Genomic DNA, 20647 nt, shown 5'->3' with positions numbered 1-20647 from the left:
CAATATGAAGTATTCAGAGCTAATCAGCTTCAAGCCAATCGAATCGACGATACAGCTTGTTGAGGGCACAAAAACACAAAGCGGAGTCAAGGAACTCGTGCAGACCTATGTCATGTCGGACAGCATGGCGGAAAGTCTGCAGGCTCCGGTGATCGACCAGCTCCAGATGGATGAGGTGGTCGACAACAAAGGCGTTTTCATCGTAGGTAACTATGGTACAGGTAAATCTCACCTGATGAGTGTGATTTCTGCTGTGGCCAATGACGCAGGCAATCTTCAATATCTACAGAACCAGAATTTTGCTAAACGCATGGAGCCGGTCGCGGGTAAGTTTGAGATCCTCCGTTTGGAAATCGGTGGCGTTACCATGACGCTCTACGATATTCTCTTTGACTACATTGAAGAGGATTTCCAGCGTCGTGGCATTGACTTCAAGAAACCAGACTATTCGACGGTCCGCGACAACAAGAAGGTCATCCGGCAGATGATGGAAGCCTTCAATGCAAAGTATCCGGACAAGGGGTATTTGATTGTCGTCGATGAGTTCCTTGCCTACCTGACATCCAGAGACGAACGTCAGCTGGTTCTTGACCTGGAAGTGCTGCGTGCATTCGGAGAAATGTGCTCCAAGAGCAATCTCCGTATCATTCTTGGCATTCAGGAAAAGATCTTCGACAATCCGAAATTCAGCTTTGTCTCTGAAACGTTGAAGCACGTCAGTGACCGTTTCACACAGATGGAAATTACAAAAGAGGATACGGAATATGTTGTTTCAGAAAGAATCCTGAAGAAGAATCCGGAACAGAAGGCTCTGATTCGGAATCACCTCGAGAAGTTTTCCAGCCTTTACAGCGGCATGTCTACTCGCATGGATGAGTTTGTGGATCTGTTCCCCATTCACCCGGCCTATATAGATGTGTTCAATAAGGTCTATCTTGTGGAGAACCGCCATATCCTGAAAAACATCTCCAGGGTCATCCGTGACATCTTCGATAAAGACGTACCGGAAGATGCACCGGGAATCTATTCCTTCGACACCTATTGGCCTGCGATCAAGGGAAATGGGCTTCTGAAAAGTGACGTCACAATCAGCAAGGTCGTGAATGCCAGCACACAGCTGGAGGAGATTATCAACCGGTCATTCCCACACAAGGTCTATAAACCATTGGCGATTCAGATCATCTACGCACTTAGCGTGCACAGACTAACGACAAACGGCCTCGATGTGCAGTTCGGACTGACGGCAGAAAACCTGAAAGATGACCTCTGCCTCTATCTGGACTCCATGCCGGAAAACGATGCAGACTTTCTCCTTGGCGTTGTCAATACAACACTCAAGGACATCATGACAACGGTCTCTGGACAGTTCATTATCCATAATGATGCCAACAATCAGTACTATATCGATGTCGACAAAATCGTTGACTACGATGAAAAGATCAACCAGAAGGCATCACTGCTGGCTCCAGCAGAACTGAACCGATACTTCTACACGGTTGTCTATAACTGCCTTGAATGGGACGCGAAGGAATACGTCACGAATTTTAAGATTTACGAATACGACTTGAACTGGAACAGCCACAATATCTTCCGGGAAGGCTATCTCTTTATGGGACTTCCGGGAGAGCGCAGCACTGCCCAGCCGGAGCGCGATTTCTATATTCACATCATGCCGCCTTATGACAACGATAATGTGGATATTGCTAATCTCCCGGACGAGGTATACTTCTTCTTCCGCTCTGCGGATGAGTTCAAGAAGAATCTTGAACTTTATGCTGCTGCAAATCAGCTGGCTGAAATCAGCGAAGGAAAAGATAAGGAAGCATATTTGAACAAGGCGAAGATGTTCAACCGCCAGCTTGTAAAATATCTGAGCGACAACAAGAACACCTGCTTCAATGTGACCTACAAGGCTCAGATGCGGCAGCTGATCGAAGTCCTCAAGGGTAAGTACAGACCAGATCTGACATTTAAGGACACGATCGACCTTGCGGCTTCGATCTGCCTTGACGAGTACTTCAATAACAAATATAAGGATTTCCCGGTCATGAAGACCAGAGTCACCCGCAAGAACATGGCGGGGCTGGCACGGGATTCCTTTGACTATTTTGCAGGCCGGAAGACGCAGCAGGCGCGGATGATGCTTGAGAGTTTTGGTGTACTCGAGGATGACAAGATAAAACCGGAAAACTCAAAGTACGCCAGATATTATATCGATCGCCTGCAGGAGCTGCCACCGCAGGGCGTGCTGAACTATACAGACCTGTTTGAAGAACAATTCATGGGTGTGTATATCGACAAGCAATTTAAGATCAGCTTCTTGTTTACGCCAATCATCTTCCTGTCGCTTGTCTACGCGGGATACGCAGTCATTACACTGAACAACGGCAAGACAATCACGGCATCTAATCTGGACGAGATCCCGAGCACAAATGCGCTTGATCTCTATGAGTTTAAGTATATCTCCCGCCCGGCAAAGATGGCTCTTGCTGAGCTCAAGAAGATGTTCGAGGTGCTTGGCCTCAATCCTGCGCTCCTGGATCTTCCGAAGGACAGAGATAATGGTGTCAAGCAGCTTATTCAGGCCGCACAGAATCTCTGCAGTGATGCAGTTCTCGGAACGAGAAAACTTTCTGACGGTTTCGAGTTGTGGGGAGAGCCGCTCGCCGATTCGCAGATGAAGGCGAGGATGCAGAGCGCCTGCGACAAGGTCAAGGAGGAATTCAGCAACTACTCAGCGAAGTTCAACACTTTTGCGAAGCTGAATAATTTCCGCCACACGATGGATGAGATTCAGGAAATCGAGAAGCAGATCTGGACTTTGCGCCGTATTCCTGAGTACCTCGATTTCAAGAACGAATGCGGAGATCTCGTTGGCTATATCGCCAGTATCCAGAACTTCGACATTGAGGAGCTGAAAGCTTCCATCGAAGATGCGCGTGCAGCTTTCCGTACGGCCAGAGACAGCATCGCGGAGGGTACCGCTGGTACGGACGCAGCCCGTGCGGTGAAGGATGCGCTGGAGCCGGTTCAGCAGCAGTACATCAATCTCTACTACGATGCGCATTTGAAGAAACGTCTCGGCATAGAGGACGCACAGCGCAAAGGCAAGATTCAGGAGAGTCTTGCACTCAAGAATCTCCGGAAACTGCATAGCATCACAATCCTGCCCGGCGCGAAGCTTTCCGACCTTGAAACCTCAATGGCGAATATTAAAGTCTGCTATGAGCTGACACCGAACGAACTGAAAAAGAATCCGATCTGCCCGCATTGCCATTTCGATATGAGCAGCCATGAGAGAAATGTTCATGGACTGCTGGATCAGATCGATGACGGCATTGATGAGCTGACGAAGGAATGGACAAAGAAGCTGCTGGAAACCGTCACTGATCCGCTCGTGCTCGCGCAGAAGCAGTACTTGAGTAATGACCAGCAGAAAGTAATCGACGACTTCGTTTCTTCCAAGGAGCTGCCGAAACGAGTAGATGATTTCTTCGTAGAGAGCATCACCGCGCTTCTGAAGGGATTCGAGCCTGTGGTCATCGACGCGGAAACGCTGGTGGAAAAGCTCGAACAGCTACAGCCGCTCAGTGAAGATAACTTCCGTAAGAAGCTGAACGATATCATCGCTTCCTACACTAGAGGCAAGGATGAAAGCAAGCTGCGTATCGTCGTAAAGCGTAAGGAGAATTAAAACTATGGAGAAGAGAAAACTGACCAAGGAGGATCTCGACAAGGTCCGCGATATAGAAGGCTTCCCGATCGGCACGGACGAGGACATCATTGCGCTCTCCGATGCGCCATATTACACCGCATGCCCGAATCCGTTTATTAAGGAATTCATCGCGGAGAACGGGACTCCTTACGACGAGGAGACGGATGATTATCATCGCGAGCCGTTTGCGTCTGATGTCAGCGAGGGAAAGAACGATCCTATTTATATGGCACATACTTACCATACTAAGGTGCCTTACAAAGCAATAATGAGATACATTCTCCATTACACCAAGCCAGGCGATATTGTTTTTGATGGATTTTGCGGAACAGGAATGACTGGTGTCGCTGCTCAGATGTGTGGTACCGATAATTACATGCTGCAACAAGAGTTGAAAGCTGACGAGAACAATTGGGGACGTAGGAATGCCATTCTGAATGACCTGTCACCTGTAGCTACTTATATTACATACAATTATAACAGCCTCGTAGATATAACAGCTTTTGTTGAAGAAGGTCAAAAAATACTACAAGAAGTCGAAAAGGAGTGTGGTTGGATGTACGAAACCGCACATTCCTCAGATTCCTCTGTATCGTTCTTATCCGCGGAAATGAAACCTAAGGGGAGAATTAACTATACAGTGTGGTCTGATGTATTTGTTTGCCCACATTGTGGAAATGAATTCGTATTTTGGGATGTTGCTGTCGATGCAAAAAACAAAAAAGTAAACAACGAGTTCACTTGTCCTTCATGCGGCGTTCGTCTAACAAAAAGAGACTGTCAAAACGCAGTAATGACCGTTTTTGACGAGAATCTGAAGACTACGCATACAATGAGCAGGCAGGTTCCCGTGTTAATCAATTATCTTTACGCAGGGAAGCGATATGAGAAAAAACCTGATGAGGCAGATTTAGAGTTACTAAAAAAGATTGATGCCTTAACAATACCCTATCCCTACCCACATAACAGGATGTGCGAGGGGGGAGAATCCCGGCGCAATGACAAATACGGAATTACAAATGTGGACCAATTCTATACAAAACGAAATCTTTATGTGCTCTCAGCATTGTATGAGAAGTCAAAAACATCAAGATTCAGAATTGTAGTCGAATCAGTAAATCCTGGCCTGGTTTCCAAACTTGTTCGTTATAACATGGGAAAGCGCGGGAATGGAGTTCTTAGCGGAACGCTTTATTTACCTTCCCTTTCTGCTGAAGGCGATGTAATAAAAGCTGTAGAAGGGAAATTTAAAGATTTTCAAAAAGTCTTTCAGATGACCCATACGTTTCGAGGAGCTCTATGTGAGACATCTTCTTCTACACAGCTTAAAACGATTCCCAATAACACTGTGGATTACATTTTTACCGATCCGCCATTTGGGGACAATTTAAATTATTCAGAGCTTAGCTTTATTTGGGAGTCTTGGCTTAATGTGTTAACCCGTAATAAAGCAGAGGCTATTGTAAATGATGTCCAAGGGAAAGGTATTGCTGAATATCAGAGTCTAATGACGAACTGTTTTCTGGAGTTCTACAGAGTTCTGAAACCGAACAGGTGGATGACTGTTGAATTTCATAACTCGAAGAATGCAGTGTGGAATGCGATTCAAGAGAGCCTTGGGAGAGCCGGTTTTATAATTGCTGATGTCCGTACTCTTGATAAAAAGCAAGGCAGCTTCAAGCAGGTCAATAACACTTCTGCAGTGAAGCAGGATCTTGTTATTTCGGCTTACAAGCCCAAGGAAAAGTTCCGCAAGGAATTTGAGTCAAAGGCCGGAACCGAAGAAACCGCGTGGGCGTTTGTCCGGCAGCATCTTGCTAATCTTCCTGTCGTTGTGGATTCCGACCACGATGGCAAGATCGACATTATTGCAGAGCGTCAGGCGTACCTGCTTTTTGACCGCATGGTTGCATACCACATCATGAACGGCATTCCGGTTCCGATTGATGCGACGGATTTCTATAAGGGACTGGATGAGAAGTTCCTGAAGCGCGACGGCATGTATTTCCTGCCAGATCAGGTGAACGAATATGATATTGCCCGCATCAAGATGGATGTTGAGCCGATTCAGTTCGAGCTGTTTGTTTCGAATGAGAAATCTGCTATCGCATGGCTTTATCAGCAGCTCGATACACCGCAGACGTACGCAGAACTCCAGCCGAAGTTTATGCAGGAAGTGAAGTCTGTCGACCGCTATGAAGACATGCCGGAGCTGTCCGTCATGCTGGACGAGAACTTCATTCAGGATGATAAAGGCCGCTGGTATATTCCAGATCGCACAAAGGAAGGCGATGTTGCTAAGCTACGTGAAAAGAACCTCTGGAAGGAATTCGAGAGCTATATGAACAGCAAAGGAAAACTGAAGCTGTTCCGTTCCGAGGCGATCCGAGTAGGTTTCTCAAGGCTCTGGAAGGATAAGAACTATCAGGCCATTGTCGACATGGCTGAGCGGCTGCCGGAGCAGACCATTCAGGAAGACGATAAGCTGCTGATGTACTACGACATCAGTTTGAGCCGCGTGCAGTGAAGCTTTGAACTGCATATTTTTGGAGGTGGCAATGCATGCTGAAGGCAGGTGAATTCGCCTTTGACAGGAATACGGGAAAAAGTGTACAGGTTCTTGAACGCCTCGAAGTGTGGGGATATGTATCCTATCGCGTCTTTGATTCGTCCACTGGAACTGTTTATAAGGTGATGGCGGACAGCTTGAGCGATTCGTCCGGTTCGAATACTTACGACGAGAATTATCTGCGCTATGTCACGTTGTTGTCAAAGATTAAAAACGAAACTGCAGGAGGACTCCTGACTTCTCTTGCCAGCGGTGTCATTCCGCTGCCGCATCAGCTGCATGTGTTGAATCGTGTGATGTCCACAAACAACATCCGCTATATTCTGGCGGATGAGGTCGGCCTCGGGAAAACGATCGAGGCTGGCATGGTCATCAAGGAACTGAAAGCAAGAGGACTGGTCAGGCGGACGCTTGTGGTCTGCCCGACCGGCCTTGTAACGCAGTGGTCTGCGGAAATGCAGGAGAAATTCCACGAGAAGTTTCAGGTGATTCTGCCGTCGGACTACGATACGATTCGCAGGCTTACGGACAGCGATGATGTCTATGGGCAGTACGATCAAGTCATCTCGCCGATGGATTCCATCAAGCCTCTCGAAAAACATGCCGGGTGGACAGAGGAGCGCGTCGAGCAATATAACCAGGAGCGCATTTATTCCATCATTAACAGCGGCTGGGACCTGATCATCATCGATGAGGCGCATCGTGTTGCTGGTTCTTCCGGTGAAGTGGCAAGATATAAGCTCGGGTATCTACTTTCGCAGGCAAGCCCATATCTGCTGCTCCTGACAGCCACGCCGCACAACGGCAAGACCGAACCTTTCCTACGGCTGGTCCGCCTGCTTGACGAGGATGCCTTTCCGAACGCAAAATCCGTAGTCAAGGAACAGGTTGCTCCGTTCCTGATCCGTACAGAGAAGCGCGAGGCTATAGACAATAACGGAAATCTGCTGTTTAAGAACCGTGTCACACATCTGGTCGAGCTGACCTGGGACGAACGGCATACCTATCAAAGACAGCTCTATGAGATGGTCACGTCCTACGTTTCGAAGACCTATAACAAGGCACTCCGGAACCGCAAGAAAAATATGTGCCTGATTTTCCTGCTTATCATAATGCAGCGCATGGTGACAAGCAGCACAGCAGCAATCTGTCAGAGCCTCGAACGGCGGCTTGAAATCTTGAAAACCCAGAATACCAAGATTGGCTCTCTTACCGAAGAAGATCTGGCGGAGCTAGATATTGAAGATGACGTTGAGGATGCACTTCAAGCCATGTCTCTCGATATGGAAGAAGAAATCAGCGAGCTGGAGAATATTATCGCGGTTGCAAAGCAGGCGGAGTTCCAGCACCCGGATGTAAAAATCGAAACGCTGGAGAATACGATAGACGCTCTCCTAAACGCAGATAGAAACCAGAAAATTATCATCTTTACGGAATTTGTGGCTACGCAGGAATATCTCCAGCGACTGCTAACGACTATGGGATATACAGCGACAATCCTGAATGGACGGATGAGTATCGAAGAGCGTAACGAGGCACTTCGGGAATTCCGCGACAATACGAACGTCTTTATTTCTACCGATGCCGGTGGCGAAGGCCTGAACTTACAGTTCTCGAATATCATCATCAACTACGATTTGCCGTGGAATCCGATGAAGATCGAGCAGCGCTGTGGTCGTGTAGATCGTATCGGTCAGACGCGAGATGTGCAGATTTTCAATTTCATCGTAACAGAGACGATTGAAAACCGTGTACGGGAAGTGCTGGAAGAAAAGCTCTCTGTGATCCTCAAAGAAATGGGCGTCGATAAGTATTCGGATGTCCTTGATAGCGAAGTCGCGGAAGTTGATTTTACTGATGTCTATATGCGCTCGATCAGCAGGCCACATAGAAAATCCGATGAGAATCTATATCCGGTAGAATCGGAGCTGCGGCAGGAGCTGAAAAACGCGCAGAAATACAAGAGCCTGCTTCATGAAGACAAAGACCTGACGAAGCTCGTCGGGAAGGAATCGAACTTTGATGTGGATTCCGCTCTGCGCCAGATGCTCACCTATTATGATGCATGGCAGGGATTGGACCCGCGGCTCATTATGGATATCAGTATCAATGACGAGAGCATTACGCGGCATCTCAATGCAGACGTGATTCAGGATCGATTCTCCCCGATATTGTCGGTTTCGATTCAGGATTTTCCGAACGAGGAAGGTTACTTCATGCTCTGGGATCTGTCTGTAACCGATGAAAAAATGGATCAGAGAATACTTCCCGTATTTGTCAATAAAGATTTTGTGCTGCGGCCAATGGCCGGGCAGCGGATTATGGATGTATTCCTCGATGGAACGTCACGACTTTCTATCCGTTCCGTACCGAACCTAACTGGAGACGAGTATCAACAGCTCGAAAAGCTGAGCACAGAATTTGCGTACGATTCGTTTCTTGAATTAAAGGATCAGCAGTTAAAAAGAAATAAGGAAAGCTACGACAAGTACATGTATGCTCTGAAACTGCGGACAGAAGCTACGGAGCATGTGGGCATAGATAACATCAGAAAATCCCGGCTGCAGCGACTGGAAAAAGAAAAAGAAACGGTAGAGGAGCGATATAGAAAAGGACAAGAGGTCTATCCAGAATTCAGGTTGTGCCTCCTTGTCAGATTGGAGGCGTGACAATGTTCGGACAATATGTATATGAAAAAACTTATGCTTCCCACACTTCACGCATGCTCTTCATTGATGAGGACGGCCTTGAAAAAAAGACGCACTATACAGATGAGTTTGAGCACAGAGGTTTCCAGATCATTCGCTACAAAGATGACCTGAGCTTTAGAATTGAGTGGGAAGACGAGTTCAAAGGCGGCCAGGATAAGTACCTGATTCTCGCAGCGCCAAAGGTTTATATACCATATGACGTTCTGAAGGCTTGTGGCTCTTACATATTTCGTATTTCTTTGATGAATCTCTTCCCGCGTCTGCAGACACAGTGCATCCGGGAAAAGGCAGACCTGAACTTTGATCTTCTCTGCATGGCGTATAAAGGCCTCTATGACGATTGCTGCACGTATGAAAAGACGAAAGAATTCATAGACAATGTTGTATACGGCAGAGACAATGTTCGCAAATACGTGAAGCAGCGTATCAAAGATGTCTCTGTTATGGCAGAAAAGGCTCAAAACTATAGGGATTGGATCAAGGTCGCGGAGACAAAATCCGAGATTGATGTCTTCTGTGCAGCTTATGAGATCGACGCGAATGCCGAGTTCGTACAGGAACCATTCTTGAAATTTATACTTGAAGGCTTCGGCAAGCTTTCAGGAAAGATTACTTCAGATCGGGAAACACCGGTGCTCGTCAAGGGCGCGATGGATTACATACATAATCACAGTGACAAGTTCGTGATTATTGTCATGGACGGAATGTCAGAATTTGATTGGACCATATTGTCGCGAAGCTTCGGAGACATAAAGTACGAACGATCTGCGGCTTTTGCCATGATTCCGACGATCACATCACTTTCCCGGCAGAGCCTTGTTTCCGGCAAATATCCACTTCAGCTTTTGAGCCCGTGGAGTACCAGCAAGGAGGGTAAGGAATTCACCGATTGCGCCATAAGCTTTGGCCTGCGTAAAGAGCAGGTTGAATATCATCGAGGATACGATGCCGACTTTGGGCCGACGATTCGGTGTGGTTGCGTCATCATCAATGACATAGATGATATGGTTCATGGTCAACAGCAGGGGCGCTCTGGCATGTATCGTGATGTGGAATACCTGTCCAGTACCGGAAAGCTCGCGACACTTGTCCGGAAACTACTCAGTAAAGGCTTTGATATCTATATATCAGCTGATCACGGTAATACTCCATGCGTCGGTCAGGGGAGACTGATGAAGCTTGGCGTCGAGACAGAAACAAAGAGCCATCGTATGTTGGTTCTGGAGAAGTTTGCAGACAAAGAGAAAATGAAGGAACAATATGACATGATCGAGTATCCGAAGTACTTTCTTGACAAGCAGTACGATTACTTGATCTGCAACATTGGGAAATCCTTTGATGCGAAAGGTGACAAGGTGATGACACACGGAGGCATAACGGTGGACGAGGTGATCGTGCCATTTATTAAAATAAAGGCGGTGGATAACAATGGGTAAGATGGTCGGACTTTCGAGAAATTTGAAGATGACATGGCTTAATAAGGCCGTCGAGCTGTTATCCGAGAATCTGCCAGAACAAGAATATAAGGACAGGCTGAATGAATACCTCAGCTTTGAAATCAAGAGTCCTACAAACTTACGTAAAACCAGAGAGATTCTGATGAACTTATGGTATTACGAGAATCCGGAGACGAAATCTCTACGTACACAGGCACGGGCTCTTATCGAAAAGGATTCTGATAATTCGCTTGCAGCACACTGGTGTATTATCCTCGCCACTTATCCGATATTTGTAGATGTATCGAGGATCATTGGTAAGCTCTCCGAATTCGAAAAGGAGTTTACACTCCAGCAACTAAAGCAGAAGATCTTTGATGAATGGGGTGAACGCGCTACGCTGTTCCACTCCATCGACAAGATCATCGCAACAATGAAAGCAATTGGTGCTTTAAAAGCTGAGAAGCCGGGTCGCTACACTATCGTAAAGCATGAAGTGCGAGACGATAAAGTAAATGCACTTCTGGCAAGTGCCGGTATGACTGTCGAAGATAAAGGAAACTTTACCCTTCAGGACTTACGCGAAATGGGCTATATGTTCCCGTTCCAATACCAAATTGAGAGGGAAATGCTTATGATGAATGACACGTTTACCATCACGAACATCGCTGGCGAAATGATAGTGAGCCTGACGGCGAGCTTATGATGACCTGGAAACAATTCTACGATGGTTATCTTTGCTGGTCTGATAGCACTGTCTCTTCCAGACTTTCACAGATATCCGACCTTCAAAATGCGGATACCACCGAGATTGTAGATTGCTGCCAATGTATAGATGAGGCTCTTGCCCGCCGCCTTCTTCGCAAGGCAGAGAAGGTACAGCTTTCCTTCACCTATGCTCAGGTTGCGGAGCTTGCTGCATTTATCGGCGACGAGGAGCTTTTGAATACTCTCGCGATAGCGGCAACGGGTCCTTGTACGCAGGAGGTTCTGGAAGAACTCAATAATAACGAGATTCGGGACGATGTGATAACAAATATCGCTAAGCGATACAATCTGCAAGATCCGAATGAAGGTGCTATCTGGCAGCCGGGAGTTCTTCAGAAACAGATCGACGACCTCGCGGAAAGTGCGGGACAGCTTGCGGACAACCTGAACCGGATTAACAAGAATCTCGAAAAGCAGAAACGAAAGAAAAAATCAGGATGGTTTGCTTTTCTCGGTGTGCTCGGAGATTCAAACCGAGCCAAGTCGTCGTCTGGCTTTAGAGTTGGTGATCATGTGCGAGTGAAGTATCGCGGCCAAGAAGGAACGATAATTGACATCAATGGGAACCTGATAATGGTTTCCCTTGATGACGGAAAACATGTGGATTCCTACGAGGCGTCAGAGCTTGAGAAAGCATGGTGACGCCGAGTAACCTTTCAACGATAGCCATACCTTTTAACGATTGCAGATTGGGGGGAGGGTGTCGCTTTTGACTACAGAAGCCACGGCAGCATATACATACAGGACCACAGACGTAATCCTGCTCTATACTCTGAGACGAAGAAAAGCCCAGAAACAGCATGGTTTCCGGGCTAAAAGCACATATGGGCATTGTATCCGAAGATGAGGTCTTGATAGACAAGCCTAACAGCCGAAATCAGAGGTACAGGAAAAAGCAACTTGATCGGTGACCGACCAAGATAAGCGACCAAGATGCCGACCAAGTTAACGGCATACTGGGTTGAGGCCTTGATCATAAACCGATTGAGCAGAGGAGAGCAGGTCGAGACGATGGCTTCCCTCCTGCCCGCCGTATTATAGGTAGAAAAAGCATGTGGACAAGTTCCCGCAAACGGAGAGCACCTGTAAAAGCGCCGATTTTCGGCTTAGAGCAGTTCCCGCGAACGGACGGAAATGTGTACGGAATCCAGACATTCAGGTGCTTGCCTCGTGCCATGTTGAGTGTGTCGTGTTGATGTCACGCAGAGATAAATAAATAGGCCCAGAAATGGCTTAGTCAAAGGTTTTCAGACTTTCGGTAACAATCGCCGATTGCTGGAAGCCTTATTTTTTGCTCGTTTAGCTAGGTCGGAACCTAAAAAAAGGTAGTGTTGAGACTAGGGAACTACTTTTTGCTTTGCGAGTTTAGAGAACTGTTGTTTTTAGGATAGGTTGAAACTAGAGAACTGTTGTCAAGTGGGTAAAGAAAAGGCGGCAGCCCTTTTATAGAACTGCCACCTCGTTTTTATCTTGCGAGATCTTCGCGATTTACTTGCTGCTGGAGTATTGTACGCATACGCTTAATCATATAATTTACAGTTGTTTGTGGCTTACCAATAAGCTCGGCTATAGCATACTGAGATTTTCCATCATAAAGCATCTCGAAGATGTATAATAAGTTTGCATTAATTTTTATATTTTTAATTTCGCTTGACATATTTTGCATGTGGTGTTATACTCATATATAACACTATTATACAATAACACTACAAGTGAAAGGAGGACGCCATGAAGTCAGCTCTGGACAGTAACCGTCCCATTTATCTACAAATCAAAGAGACGATTGAAGAGGATATTCTCAACGGGCGGCTGGAACCTGATGAACAAATACCCTCAAACAGCCAGCTTGTCAGCCATTACAACATAAATCCTGTCACCGTACTGAAAGGAATTAATCTTCTGGTAGATGAGGGCATAATTTATAAGAAACGCGGGCTTGGAATGTATGTGAGCCCCGATGCCCCAGAAAAGCTTAAAAAACGATTTTCACAGGCTTTTTTTCAGGAGCAGATAGAGCCTCTGACAGCTCTGGCAAAACCCCTGGGTTTTTCCCTCAAGGAGATTCATGAAATGATCGATAGTGCATGGAAAGGAGAAAAAAATGATTAATCTCGAAAATGTATCACTTAAATACGGAAATACCGTTGCGCTCAATAATGTAAGTTTAAAACTTCCCGAGCAGGGAATATGCGGGGTGCTTGGCAGGAACGGAGCAGGAAAGACCTCACTTTTGTCGTTGCTCTGCGCCTATCGCAGGGCAACCTCAGGAACAATAACTATATCTGGCGAAAATCCTTATGAAAACAGGAATATAATGCCACGAGTTGCCTTTATCTATGACGATCAGGGTGAAATAGAAAATGCCTTTAAGGTAAAAGACCTTTTTAAAATAGCAGCTGCACTCCGTCCTAACTGGGATACCGCTTATGCAGAAAAACTTATAAAGCTGTTTGAAATACCTGCAAAAAAAGACAATGGGAGACTTAAGTCACGGTATGCGTTCGGCAGTACGTGTGATTATCGGGCTAGCAGGACAGACGCCGATTACCATATATGACGAGGCATATCTCGGCATGGATGCCGCCATGCGCAAACTGTTTATCAGCGAGCTTTTATCAGACTATACGCAGAGACCAAAGCTTATTTTGTTTTCAACACATTTTGTTAATGAGATGGAGGGGCTTTTCAGTGATGAGTATTCCGGTTCCGGTGACACCACCTGTCCGGTATTAGGAAACCGTCATTCCGGAATAACGGAAACCACGATTCCGGTAGTGGAAACCGTTTATAAATATCCTTTATAATGTATCCATGCACCGTTGGTGTAAATACATTTTAAAGGAAGTCACACCATGACCAAATACCGAGAGATTCTTAGATTATCTCATCTGGGGCTCAGCCAGCAGAGCATTGCAGACAGCTGCAGTGTCTCAAAGAAAACGGTCAATCGGGTTCTTAAGCGGGCAAAGGATATTCAGCTTTCCTGGCCGCTTGAAGCGAACCAGACTGATCAGGTATTGGCAGATATATTGTTTCCGTCTGCCAATAAGCATTCGGCATCTTCGCAAAAGCGTATGCCGGATTTCAACTACATCCGCAAGGAGTTGCTCCGCAATGGGGTCAATAAAAAGCTCCTGTGGACGGAATACATGGAAGAGTGCCGTTTAGCAGGCGAGAACCCGCTTATGTATTCCCAGTTTTGCTATTACATCCAGCAGGATGAGCAGAAACGCCGTGCAACAATGCATATCGACCGTAAACCCGGCGAACAGATCGAAGTAGACTGGGCCGGAGATCCGGCGCACATCATTGATCCGGATACCGGTGAAATCATCGACGCATGGCTGTTTGTTGGTGTTATGACCTACAGCATGTATCCTTATGTGGAGGCTTTTATTAACGAGAAGCAAAACGCATGGATTTCTGCCCATGTCCATATGTACGAATACTTTGGCGGTGTCGCTAAGATTCTTGTACCGGACAACTGCAAAACAGCCGTTATACACAATAAGGACTGGTATAACCAGCAGGTCAACACAGTTTACCATGAAATGGCTGAGCACTATGGCACAGCCATCATCCCAGCCCGGGTCAGGGCACCCAAGGACAAGCCGAATGCGGAAGGCAGTGTGAATGTCATTTCCACCTGGATTACCGCCGCATTACGCAACGAACAGTTCTTCTCAGTGGTCGAATTAAATCGTGCTATCCATGAAAAACTGGAAGAATTCAGCCATCGCCCTTTTCAAAAGAAAGAGGGCAGCCGGTTTGAAATCTTCCGCAACGAAGAACTGCCATTGCTGGCTCCCTTACCTGCGTCCCCTTACGAACTGGCGGAATGGAAACAAGCCACCGTTCAGTTCAATTATCACATATCTTGCAACGGAATGCTATATTCAGTTCCGTATGAATACATAAAACGCAAGGTTGATGTACGGATAACCGATAAGACTATTGAGATTTTCTATAACCATAACCGCATTGCCTCCCACCGCCGTCTGTATGGCCGTAAGGGGCAGTATGCCACCATTGTGGAGCACATGCCGGAAGACCATCAGAAATACCTGGAATGGAACGGCAATCGATTCCGCAGATGGGCTGAGCGGATTGGTGCCAATACGTACCAGGTCGTGGATGCCATCCTTACCTCCAAATGTGTGGAACAGCAATCTTATCGCAGCTGTATGGGGCTACTGAAGCTGGCAGACAAATATTCAGCTGACAGACTTGAAGCCTCCTGCAAAAAGGCCCTTAGTTACACGGCCTCGCCCAGCTATAAGAGCATAAAGAACATACTCTCTGCCGGGCGGGATAAAACAGCTGATACGTCCGTCGACAAAACGACGGAGTCCGAAACCACACAGAACAGATACGCCATCACCAGAGGCGCTGATTATTACAGGAGGTAAATGACCATGACCAATCAAAGTACGATTGATAAATTAATTGAAATGCGTCTGACATCCATGTCAAATGCATTCATCAACCAGCTAAACGACTCCAGGATGAAGGATATCCCTTTCGAAGACCGTTTCTCCATGCTGGTAGACATTGAATACAGCAATCGAAAGAACAACCGCTTAAAAAGGTTGATCAAGAATGCTGGATTCGACCAACCGGAAGCGTACATCGGAGATATCGATTACAAATCCGGCCGCAAGCTGAACCGGTCTCTTATCAGCAGACTGGCGACTTGCGAATATATCATTGAACACCGAAATCTTTTTATTACCGGTGCAACAGGCAGCGGTAAGACATACATGGCTTGTGCTTTTGGCATAGAGGCGTGTAAACACTATTTTACGACCAGGTATGTCAGACTTCCCGACCTTCTAATAGAACTGGAGATGGCCAGGAATGAAGGCACTTACAAGAAGGTTCAGGCCAAATATGCCAATCCCATTCTTCTCATCATTGATGAATGGCTGCTGTTGAAACCGACTGAGACAGAGCAGCACGACATCCTGGAGTTGCTTCACAGGAGGCGGAAAAGATCATCAACCATCTTCTGCTCCCAGTACCATGATAATGGTTGGTTTGATCAACTTGGCGGGGAGTCCAGCCCTCTCGCAGAAGCAATCCTTGACCGCATCAAATATGATGCCTATAAAATCAGCATAACCAGCACGGATCCGAACAACTACAGATCCATGCGTGAGGTATATGGACTGGACAAGTCCTTAAGCGAGTAAACTCGCATGCGGTTTCCCAGTTCCGGACTCTCGGTTTCCAATTTTCCGGAACTGCGGTTTCACCGCACCAGAATATTCAAGTGAAGCTATAATTATTAACAAAGGCCAAATAATAGCCCACGACGACTGTGATACCTTACGCTCAAAAGGAACAGCCGTAACAGGATTTAGCGAAGTTGTAGACAACTTCACAAACGGTCGTGAAATCCTGTCCCAGCGAGCCTTGGGACGGCAGAAAGAGGTTGTATTTTTTGGGGAGCTGTCAGAAAATGATCGCCTTGCTGCTGAAAAAGCAGGTCTTGAATTCTCTCACCCCTCGCTGCAGGATTTATTCATCTATATGACCGAAAAAGGAGGGAAAGAGTAATGACGAAAAAAGCTTTGAAACTTCTACTTTCAATACAGGCTAAGAGCACATGTTGGTTTATAGGTATCTATGCCTTAATAATGGCTATACTTCATATAGTGTTTTATTTTGTACCAATTGATGATACTTCATGGATACCGATTTCCATCGTATATGCCCCTAAAATATACCTTCTGGTAATAGGGATTGTATATCCGTAACCGTCAACCCGGCCGTCACATTGCAGGAAAGGCGTCAGAAAGGGTACAATTTACTTCAAAAGAGTTCAAAACGCTCTAAGAAGTGTTTTGAAGCAAATTGGAGTGAATTGAGTGGATACACAAAAAATTGTGACGAGGTTCCGGCTGTCGGGCTGGGGTGAAGAGGTAAAAGAACGGATAACCAGCGGGCAGACCGTAAACGCATTCTGCGAAGAAAAGGGAATCAGCAAAGCCACCTATTACTACAGACAGAAGAAAGTACGGGAAGCTGCCTGTAGGGGGCTGTTGGAGAAACAAGGCGGCGAGGGTGGGCTTGTGCCGAACGGATGGACGCAGCTTGAGGAGCCTAAACTTGCCGCCGGTGCCGAAAGTATGCTGACCATCGAAATCGGCGGCTGTCATATCAAGGTAACTGCTTCGACGGATTTGGAACTGCTGGCGAAGGTCTGCCGCGTACTGAGGTCGCTGTGATGCGCTTCGACGAAAAGCCCGTGATGTCCTCGCGTTTGAAGCCGCTGTGAGAATTCAGGAAGTTTTTAAGTATGGCGTGAACGCGGTTGACCGGATTCATAGGGTTCACATTGTCAGGCATCCCTTTTAAGGATTTAGAAGGATGCACTACGCTTTTCAGCGAAAGCTTCTTAATCAGGCGGCTGTGCGAGGTGTCGCCGTCATGGATTAAGAGCGACCCTTGTCTGATATGTTCCCCGAATGCCTCAAATGTCCTCTTTTGCGAAGGTTTGCCCGTGCCCTCCAGCAGAACCACACTGTTTTTCTTGTCTGTGGCAACGCCAATGCAGAGCTGGTTCACAGACAGCCCTCTCAGCTTGTCGCCGTTGTCCTTCCGCACCATGTCTTCCGCCCGGACGGAATAGAAGGTTTCGTCGAGCCAGATGTCGCCCGACAGGACGACCCCGTCCTGCACCCCTTCGAGCGTCAAGAAGAGCTTCTGAAGCCAGTATCTGGACGTTCTGAATGCGTTTTTGTTGTTCCAGGAGTCAGCGGTGATGCTTACGTGGTGGAATAAATTTAAGCAGTAGTCAGTCCATTCGCTGATTGGGATCCGGTGTTCATCGAAAATCGTGCCCGTAGTGGGCAGGAAGGTTTTGCCGCAGATGCACATATAGCGTTGCACCCCGCTGCGCGTATGGCCGCTCTTCTTAAAGCCTTCCGCCCCGCAGTATGGGCATTTAGCGGGGATGTGGGAATTAATCATCTCGGCTTCGCAACTATCGGCAACCTTCTGATGGCGGCTTTCGTAGCTGGCAATGTAGCGTCCCTGCAAAAATTTCTGTGTCGCAGTCATGTTTTCAGTCCCTTCCCATGGCGTTTTCCTGCGTGATTTCGCCCGTTCCATTCTATCCCTCCTGCATTTCCGTATGACGAAAGCATATCATACGAACAACAGAAAAGCAACACTATGCATTAGGGGATTTTAAAACATATATATTATGCGGTAAGCGGTAATGCATCAAAGATAGATGAAACCCAAAGGCTCATAAGGTTCTGTAGCAGAAACAGAATGGCATTGAAATTTAACGATAATGTTTTTGAGGATTTTGTAGATGAGATAGTTGTAAATTCCAGGGAGGAGATTGTATTTAAAGTGAAATGCGGTCTTTCCTTAAAAGAAAGGCTGGTGGATTAATGACACATACACCATATGGTTACCGCATTGAAGGCGGTAAGGCAGTTATAGATGAAACGGCAGCAGGTCAAGTAAAAGAACTCTTTGAAAGTTATAACTCTGGGTTGGCTCTTACAGTGGCTGCCGAAAAAGCAGGACTTAAATTATACCACGCTTCAGCAAAGAGAATGCTACAAAATGAGCGTTATGTTGGGGATGATTATTACCCTTCCATTGTTGATAGCGAAGTTTTTAATAAGGCAAACAATGAAATACGGAGACGGGCACTGGCTCTTGGAAGAATAAAGGAATATAGAGAGCCATTACCGCCCACTCCACAAACAAGATTTAAAATGAGCAGGCAGACGAAGTTTTTTGATGATCCTTTTGTACAAGCTGAATATATGTACGGCCTGATAGAAAGCGAGGTGGAGTGATGGCCAATATAAATGTAGGCAAAAATGTTACTGTCATTCCGGCTCGAAAACGGGTTGGCAATACAGTATCAACAGAAAATATACCGAAACTCAGAGTTGCAGCCTACTGTCGTGTTTCTACGGATACAGATGAACAGGCTACAAGTTACGAGGCACAGGTGGAGCATTACACAGATTTCATTAGGAAAAATACTGAATGGGAATTCGCAGGCATCTTTGCTGATGATGGTATCTCAGGCACAAACACGAAAAAGCGTGATGAGTTTAACCGTATGATAGATGAATGCATGGCGGGCAACATTGACATGATTATTACCAAATCCATTAGCCGATTTGCTCGTAACACCTTGGATTGTCTAAAGTACATTCGTGAGCTAAAGGCAAAGAACATTCCGGTATATTTTGAAAAGGAAAATATTAATACAATGGATGCCAAGGGTGAGGTGCTCCTTACCATTATGGCGTCCTTAGCACAACAGGAAAGTCAGTCACTTTCACAGAATGTTAAACTTGGCCTTCAATATAGATACCAACAAGGCAAAGTGCAGGTCAACCATAACCGATTTCTTGGATATACAAAGGACGAGGATGGAAACCTTATCATTGAGCCAAAAGGTGCTGAGGTTGTAAAGCGAATTTTCAGAGAGTACCTTGAGGGCGAGAGCCTCGCAGGAATTTGTAAGGGTTTGATGAAAGACGGAATTTACACAGCGGCGGGCAATTCAAAATGGAGACCAGAAACAGTCCAAAAGATACTGCAGAACGAAAAGTACATGGGAGATGCACTGTTACAGAAAACTTACACGGTGGATTTCCTAACAAAAAAGCGTGTCAAAAATGAAGGCATCGTTCCACAATATTATGTTGAGAATAATCACGAGGCTATATCATTCCAAGAGAGTTATATCTGCAAGTGCAAGAAGAAATGAAACGCAGGAGCCTTTTATTCAAAGGCAAAGAAGGAAGGAGAAGGATATATAGTAGTAAGTATGCATTATCCTCCATCACCTTTTGTAGTGATTGTGGAGACATTTATAGACGGACTTATTGGAACAACCGTGGCAAGAAGTCTACTGTATGGAGATGCGTTACACGATTGGAAGATGGGCCGAAAGGTTGCACATCAAGGACTATTTCTGAGGAAGACCTCCATGCTGCAGTAACAGATGCATTTAACCAGGTTCTTAGCGGTGGCGAATCGATGATTGCGATTTTACGAGAGAATATTGAGTCGTTGGTCCGCGAGAGCAATGAACAAGCCATTGCCAACATTGACAAGCAAATGGAAGAGAAACAGATGGAACTCATCAGCTATGCTAATTCCGGCAAGGACTATGAAAAACTTGCTGATGAAATACAGGCTCTTAGCGAAAGAAAGCAAGCCATCCTTACGGCGGAGGCGGAAAGCCAAGGTGAGAAAGAACGAATTACAGAGATGATGGAGTTTATAGAAAAACACGTCGACCAGAGCCTCAATTATGATGAAGAATTGGTAAGGCTCTTAGTTGAGAAAGCAACTATATTTGAAAACAACGTAGTTGTTAGGTTTAAGTCAGGAATTGAAGTAGAAATCTGATTAAAACCGAAAAATGCGGCACACCCTTTAAACAATAATGTTTTGGGGG

At 46.2% G+C, this 20647-nt stretch carries 15 protein-coding genes and 1 pseudogene; 15 read left to right on the top strand and 1 reads right to left on the bottom strand.

The annotated features are described in order from the left end of the window. Window positions 1–4 precede the first annotated feature (4 nt). The 12 genes from QBE55_12385 (at window position 5) to QBE55_12330 (ending at window position 17429) form a co-directional block, all read left to right on the top strand. Window positions 5–3694 carry a DUF6079 family protein gene (locus QBE55_12385; GenBank protein ID WZL78300.1) on the top strand — a complete coding sequence of 1230 codons (3690 nt, stop codon included), beginning with the start codon at window positions 5–7 and terminating at the stop codon, window positions 3692–3694. Between the two features lie 4 nt (window positions 3695–3698). After that, on the top strand, window positions 3699–6242 hold the full coding sequence (locus QBE55_12380; protein WZL78299.1) for a DNA methyltransferase: 2544 nt from the start codon (window positions 3699–3701) through the stop codon (window positions 6240–6242). Window positions 6243–6277: 35 nt separating this feature from the next. Next, the gene (locus QBE55_12375) at window positions 6278–8953 is read left to right on the top strand and encodes a helicase-related protein (GenBank protein ID WZL78298.1); all 2676 of its coding nucleotides are present in this window, start codon (window positions 6278–6280) and stop codon (window positions 8951–8953) included. Between the two features lie 2 nt (window positions 8954–8955). After that, window positions 8956–10431: a PglZ domain-containing protein gene (locus QBE55_12370; protein ID WZL78297.1), complete on the top strand. Its 1476-nt coding sequence runs from the start codon at window positions 8956–8958 to the stop codon at window positions 10429–10431. Further along, window positions 10424–11137 carry a hypothetical protein gene (locus QBE55_12365; protein ID WZL78296.1) on the top strand — a complete coding sequence of 238 codons (714 nt, stop codon included), beginning with the start codon at window positions 10424–10426 and terminating at the stop codon, window positions 11135–11137. The genes QBE55_12370 and QBE55_12365 overlap by 8 nt, the downstream gene beginning before the upstream one ends. Next, on the top strand, window positions 11134–11841 hold the full coding sequence (locus tag QBE55_12360; protein WZL78295.1) for a hypothetical protein: 708 nt from the start codon (window positions 11134–11136) through the stop codon (window positions 11839–11841). The genes QBE55_12365 and QBE55_12360 overlap by 4 nt, the downstream gene beginning before the upstream one ends. A 1086-nt stretch (window positions 11842–12927) precedes the next feature. Continuing rightward, window positions 12928–13308 carry a GntR family transcriptional regulator gene (locus QBE55_12355; GenBank protein ID WZL78294.1) on the top strand — a complete coding sequence of 127 codons (381 nt, stop codon included), beginning with the start codon at window positions 12928–12930 and terminating at the stop codon, window positions 13306–13308. Further along, a complete protein-coding gene (locus QBE55_12350) occupies window positions 13301–13756 on the top strand; it encodes an ATP-binding cassette domain-containing protein (GenBank protein WZL78293.1) in 456 nt (151 codons plus the stop codon). Before QBE55_12355 ends, QBE55_12350 begins: the two co-directional genes overlap by 8 nt. Then, window positions 13695–14003 carry a hypothetical protein gene (locus tag QBE55_12345; GenBank protein ID WZL78292.1) on the top strand — a complete coding sequence of 103 codons (309 nt, stop codon included), beginning with the start codon at window positions 13695–13697 and terminating at the stop codon, window positions 14001–14003. The genes QBE55_12350 and QBE55_12345 overlap by 62 nt, the downstream gene beginning before the upstream one ends. A 48-nt stretch (window positions 14004–14051) precedes the next feature. Continuing rightward, complete coding sequence (istA, locus tag QBE55_12340) at window positions 14052–15608, top strand: IS21 family transposase (GenBank protein WZL78291.1); 1557 nt, start codon at window positions 14052–14054, stop codon at window positions 15606–15608. A 6-nt stretch (window positions 15609–15614) separates the two neighbouring features. After that, window positions 15615–16391 (top strand): ATP-binding protein, encoded by a 777-nt coding sequence (locus tag QBE55_12335; protein WZL78290.1) that lies wholly within the window; start codon window positions 15615–15617, stop codon window positions 16389–16391. Window positions 16392–17069: 678 nt separating this feature from the next. Beyond that, window positions 17070–17429, top strand: coding sequence for an IS66 family insertion sequence element accessory protein TnpB (locus tag QBE55_12330; GenBank protein ID WZL78289.1), 360 nt, complete (start codon window positions 17070–17072; stop codon window positions 17427–17429). On the opposite strand, the gene QBE55_12325 is transcribed toward QBE55_12330, so the two are convergent. Further along, window positions 17362–18315, bottom strand: coding sequence for a hypothetical protein (locus tag QBE55_12325; protein ID WZL78288.1), 954 nt, complete (start codon window positions 18313–18315; stop codon window positions 17362–17364). The two genes, QBE55_12330 and QBE55_12325, sit on opposite strands and share 68 nt — an antisense overlap. Before the next feature lie 165 nt (window positions 18316–18480). Between QBE55_12325 and QBE55_12320 the strand changes: the two genes are divergently transcribed. From QBE55_12320 to QBE55_12310, 3 genes and pseudogenes are all read left to right on the top strand, one after another. Next, a complete protein-coding gene (locus QBE55_12320) occupies window positions 18481–18606 on the top strand; it encodes a hypothetical protein (protein WZL78287.1) in 126 nt (41 codons plus the stop codon). Then, window positions 18606–19022 carry a recombinase gene (locus QBE55_12315; GenBank protein ID WZL78286.1) on the top strand — a complete coding sequence of 139 codons (417 nt, stop codon included), beginning with the start codon at window positions 18606–18608 and terminating at the stop codon, window positions 19020–19022. Before QBE55_12320 ends, QBE55_12315 begins: the two co-directional genes overlap by 1 nt. Further along, window positions 19022–20598 (top strand): annotated as a pseudogene (locus QBE55_12310) (recombinase family protein). Before QBE55_12315 ends, QBE55_12310 begins: the two are co-directional and overlap by 1 nt. Window positions 20599–20647: the final 49 nt, after the last annotated feature.

This window comes from Eubacteriales bacterium mix99 (assembly GCA_038396605.1).
In the GTDB taxonomy this organism is placed as follows: domain Bacteria; phylum Bacillota; class Clostridia; order Caldicoprobacterales; family DTU083; genus UBA4874.
The sequence above is the reverse complement of the archived record's forward strand: the minus strand, read 5'-3'. Positions and strand labels throughout refer to the sequence as shown.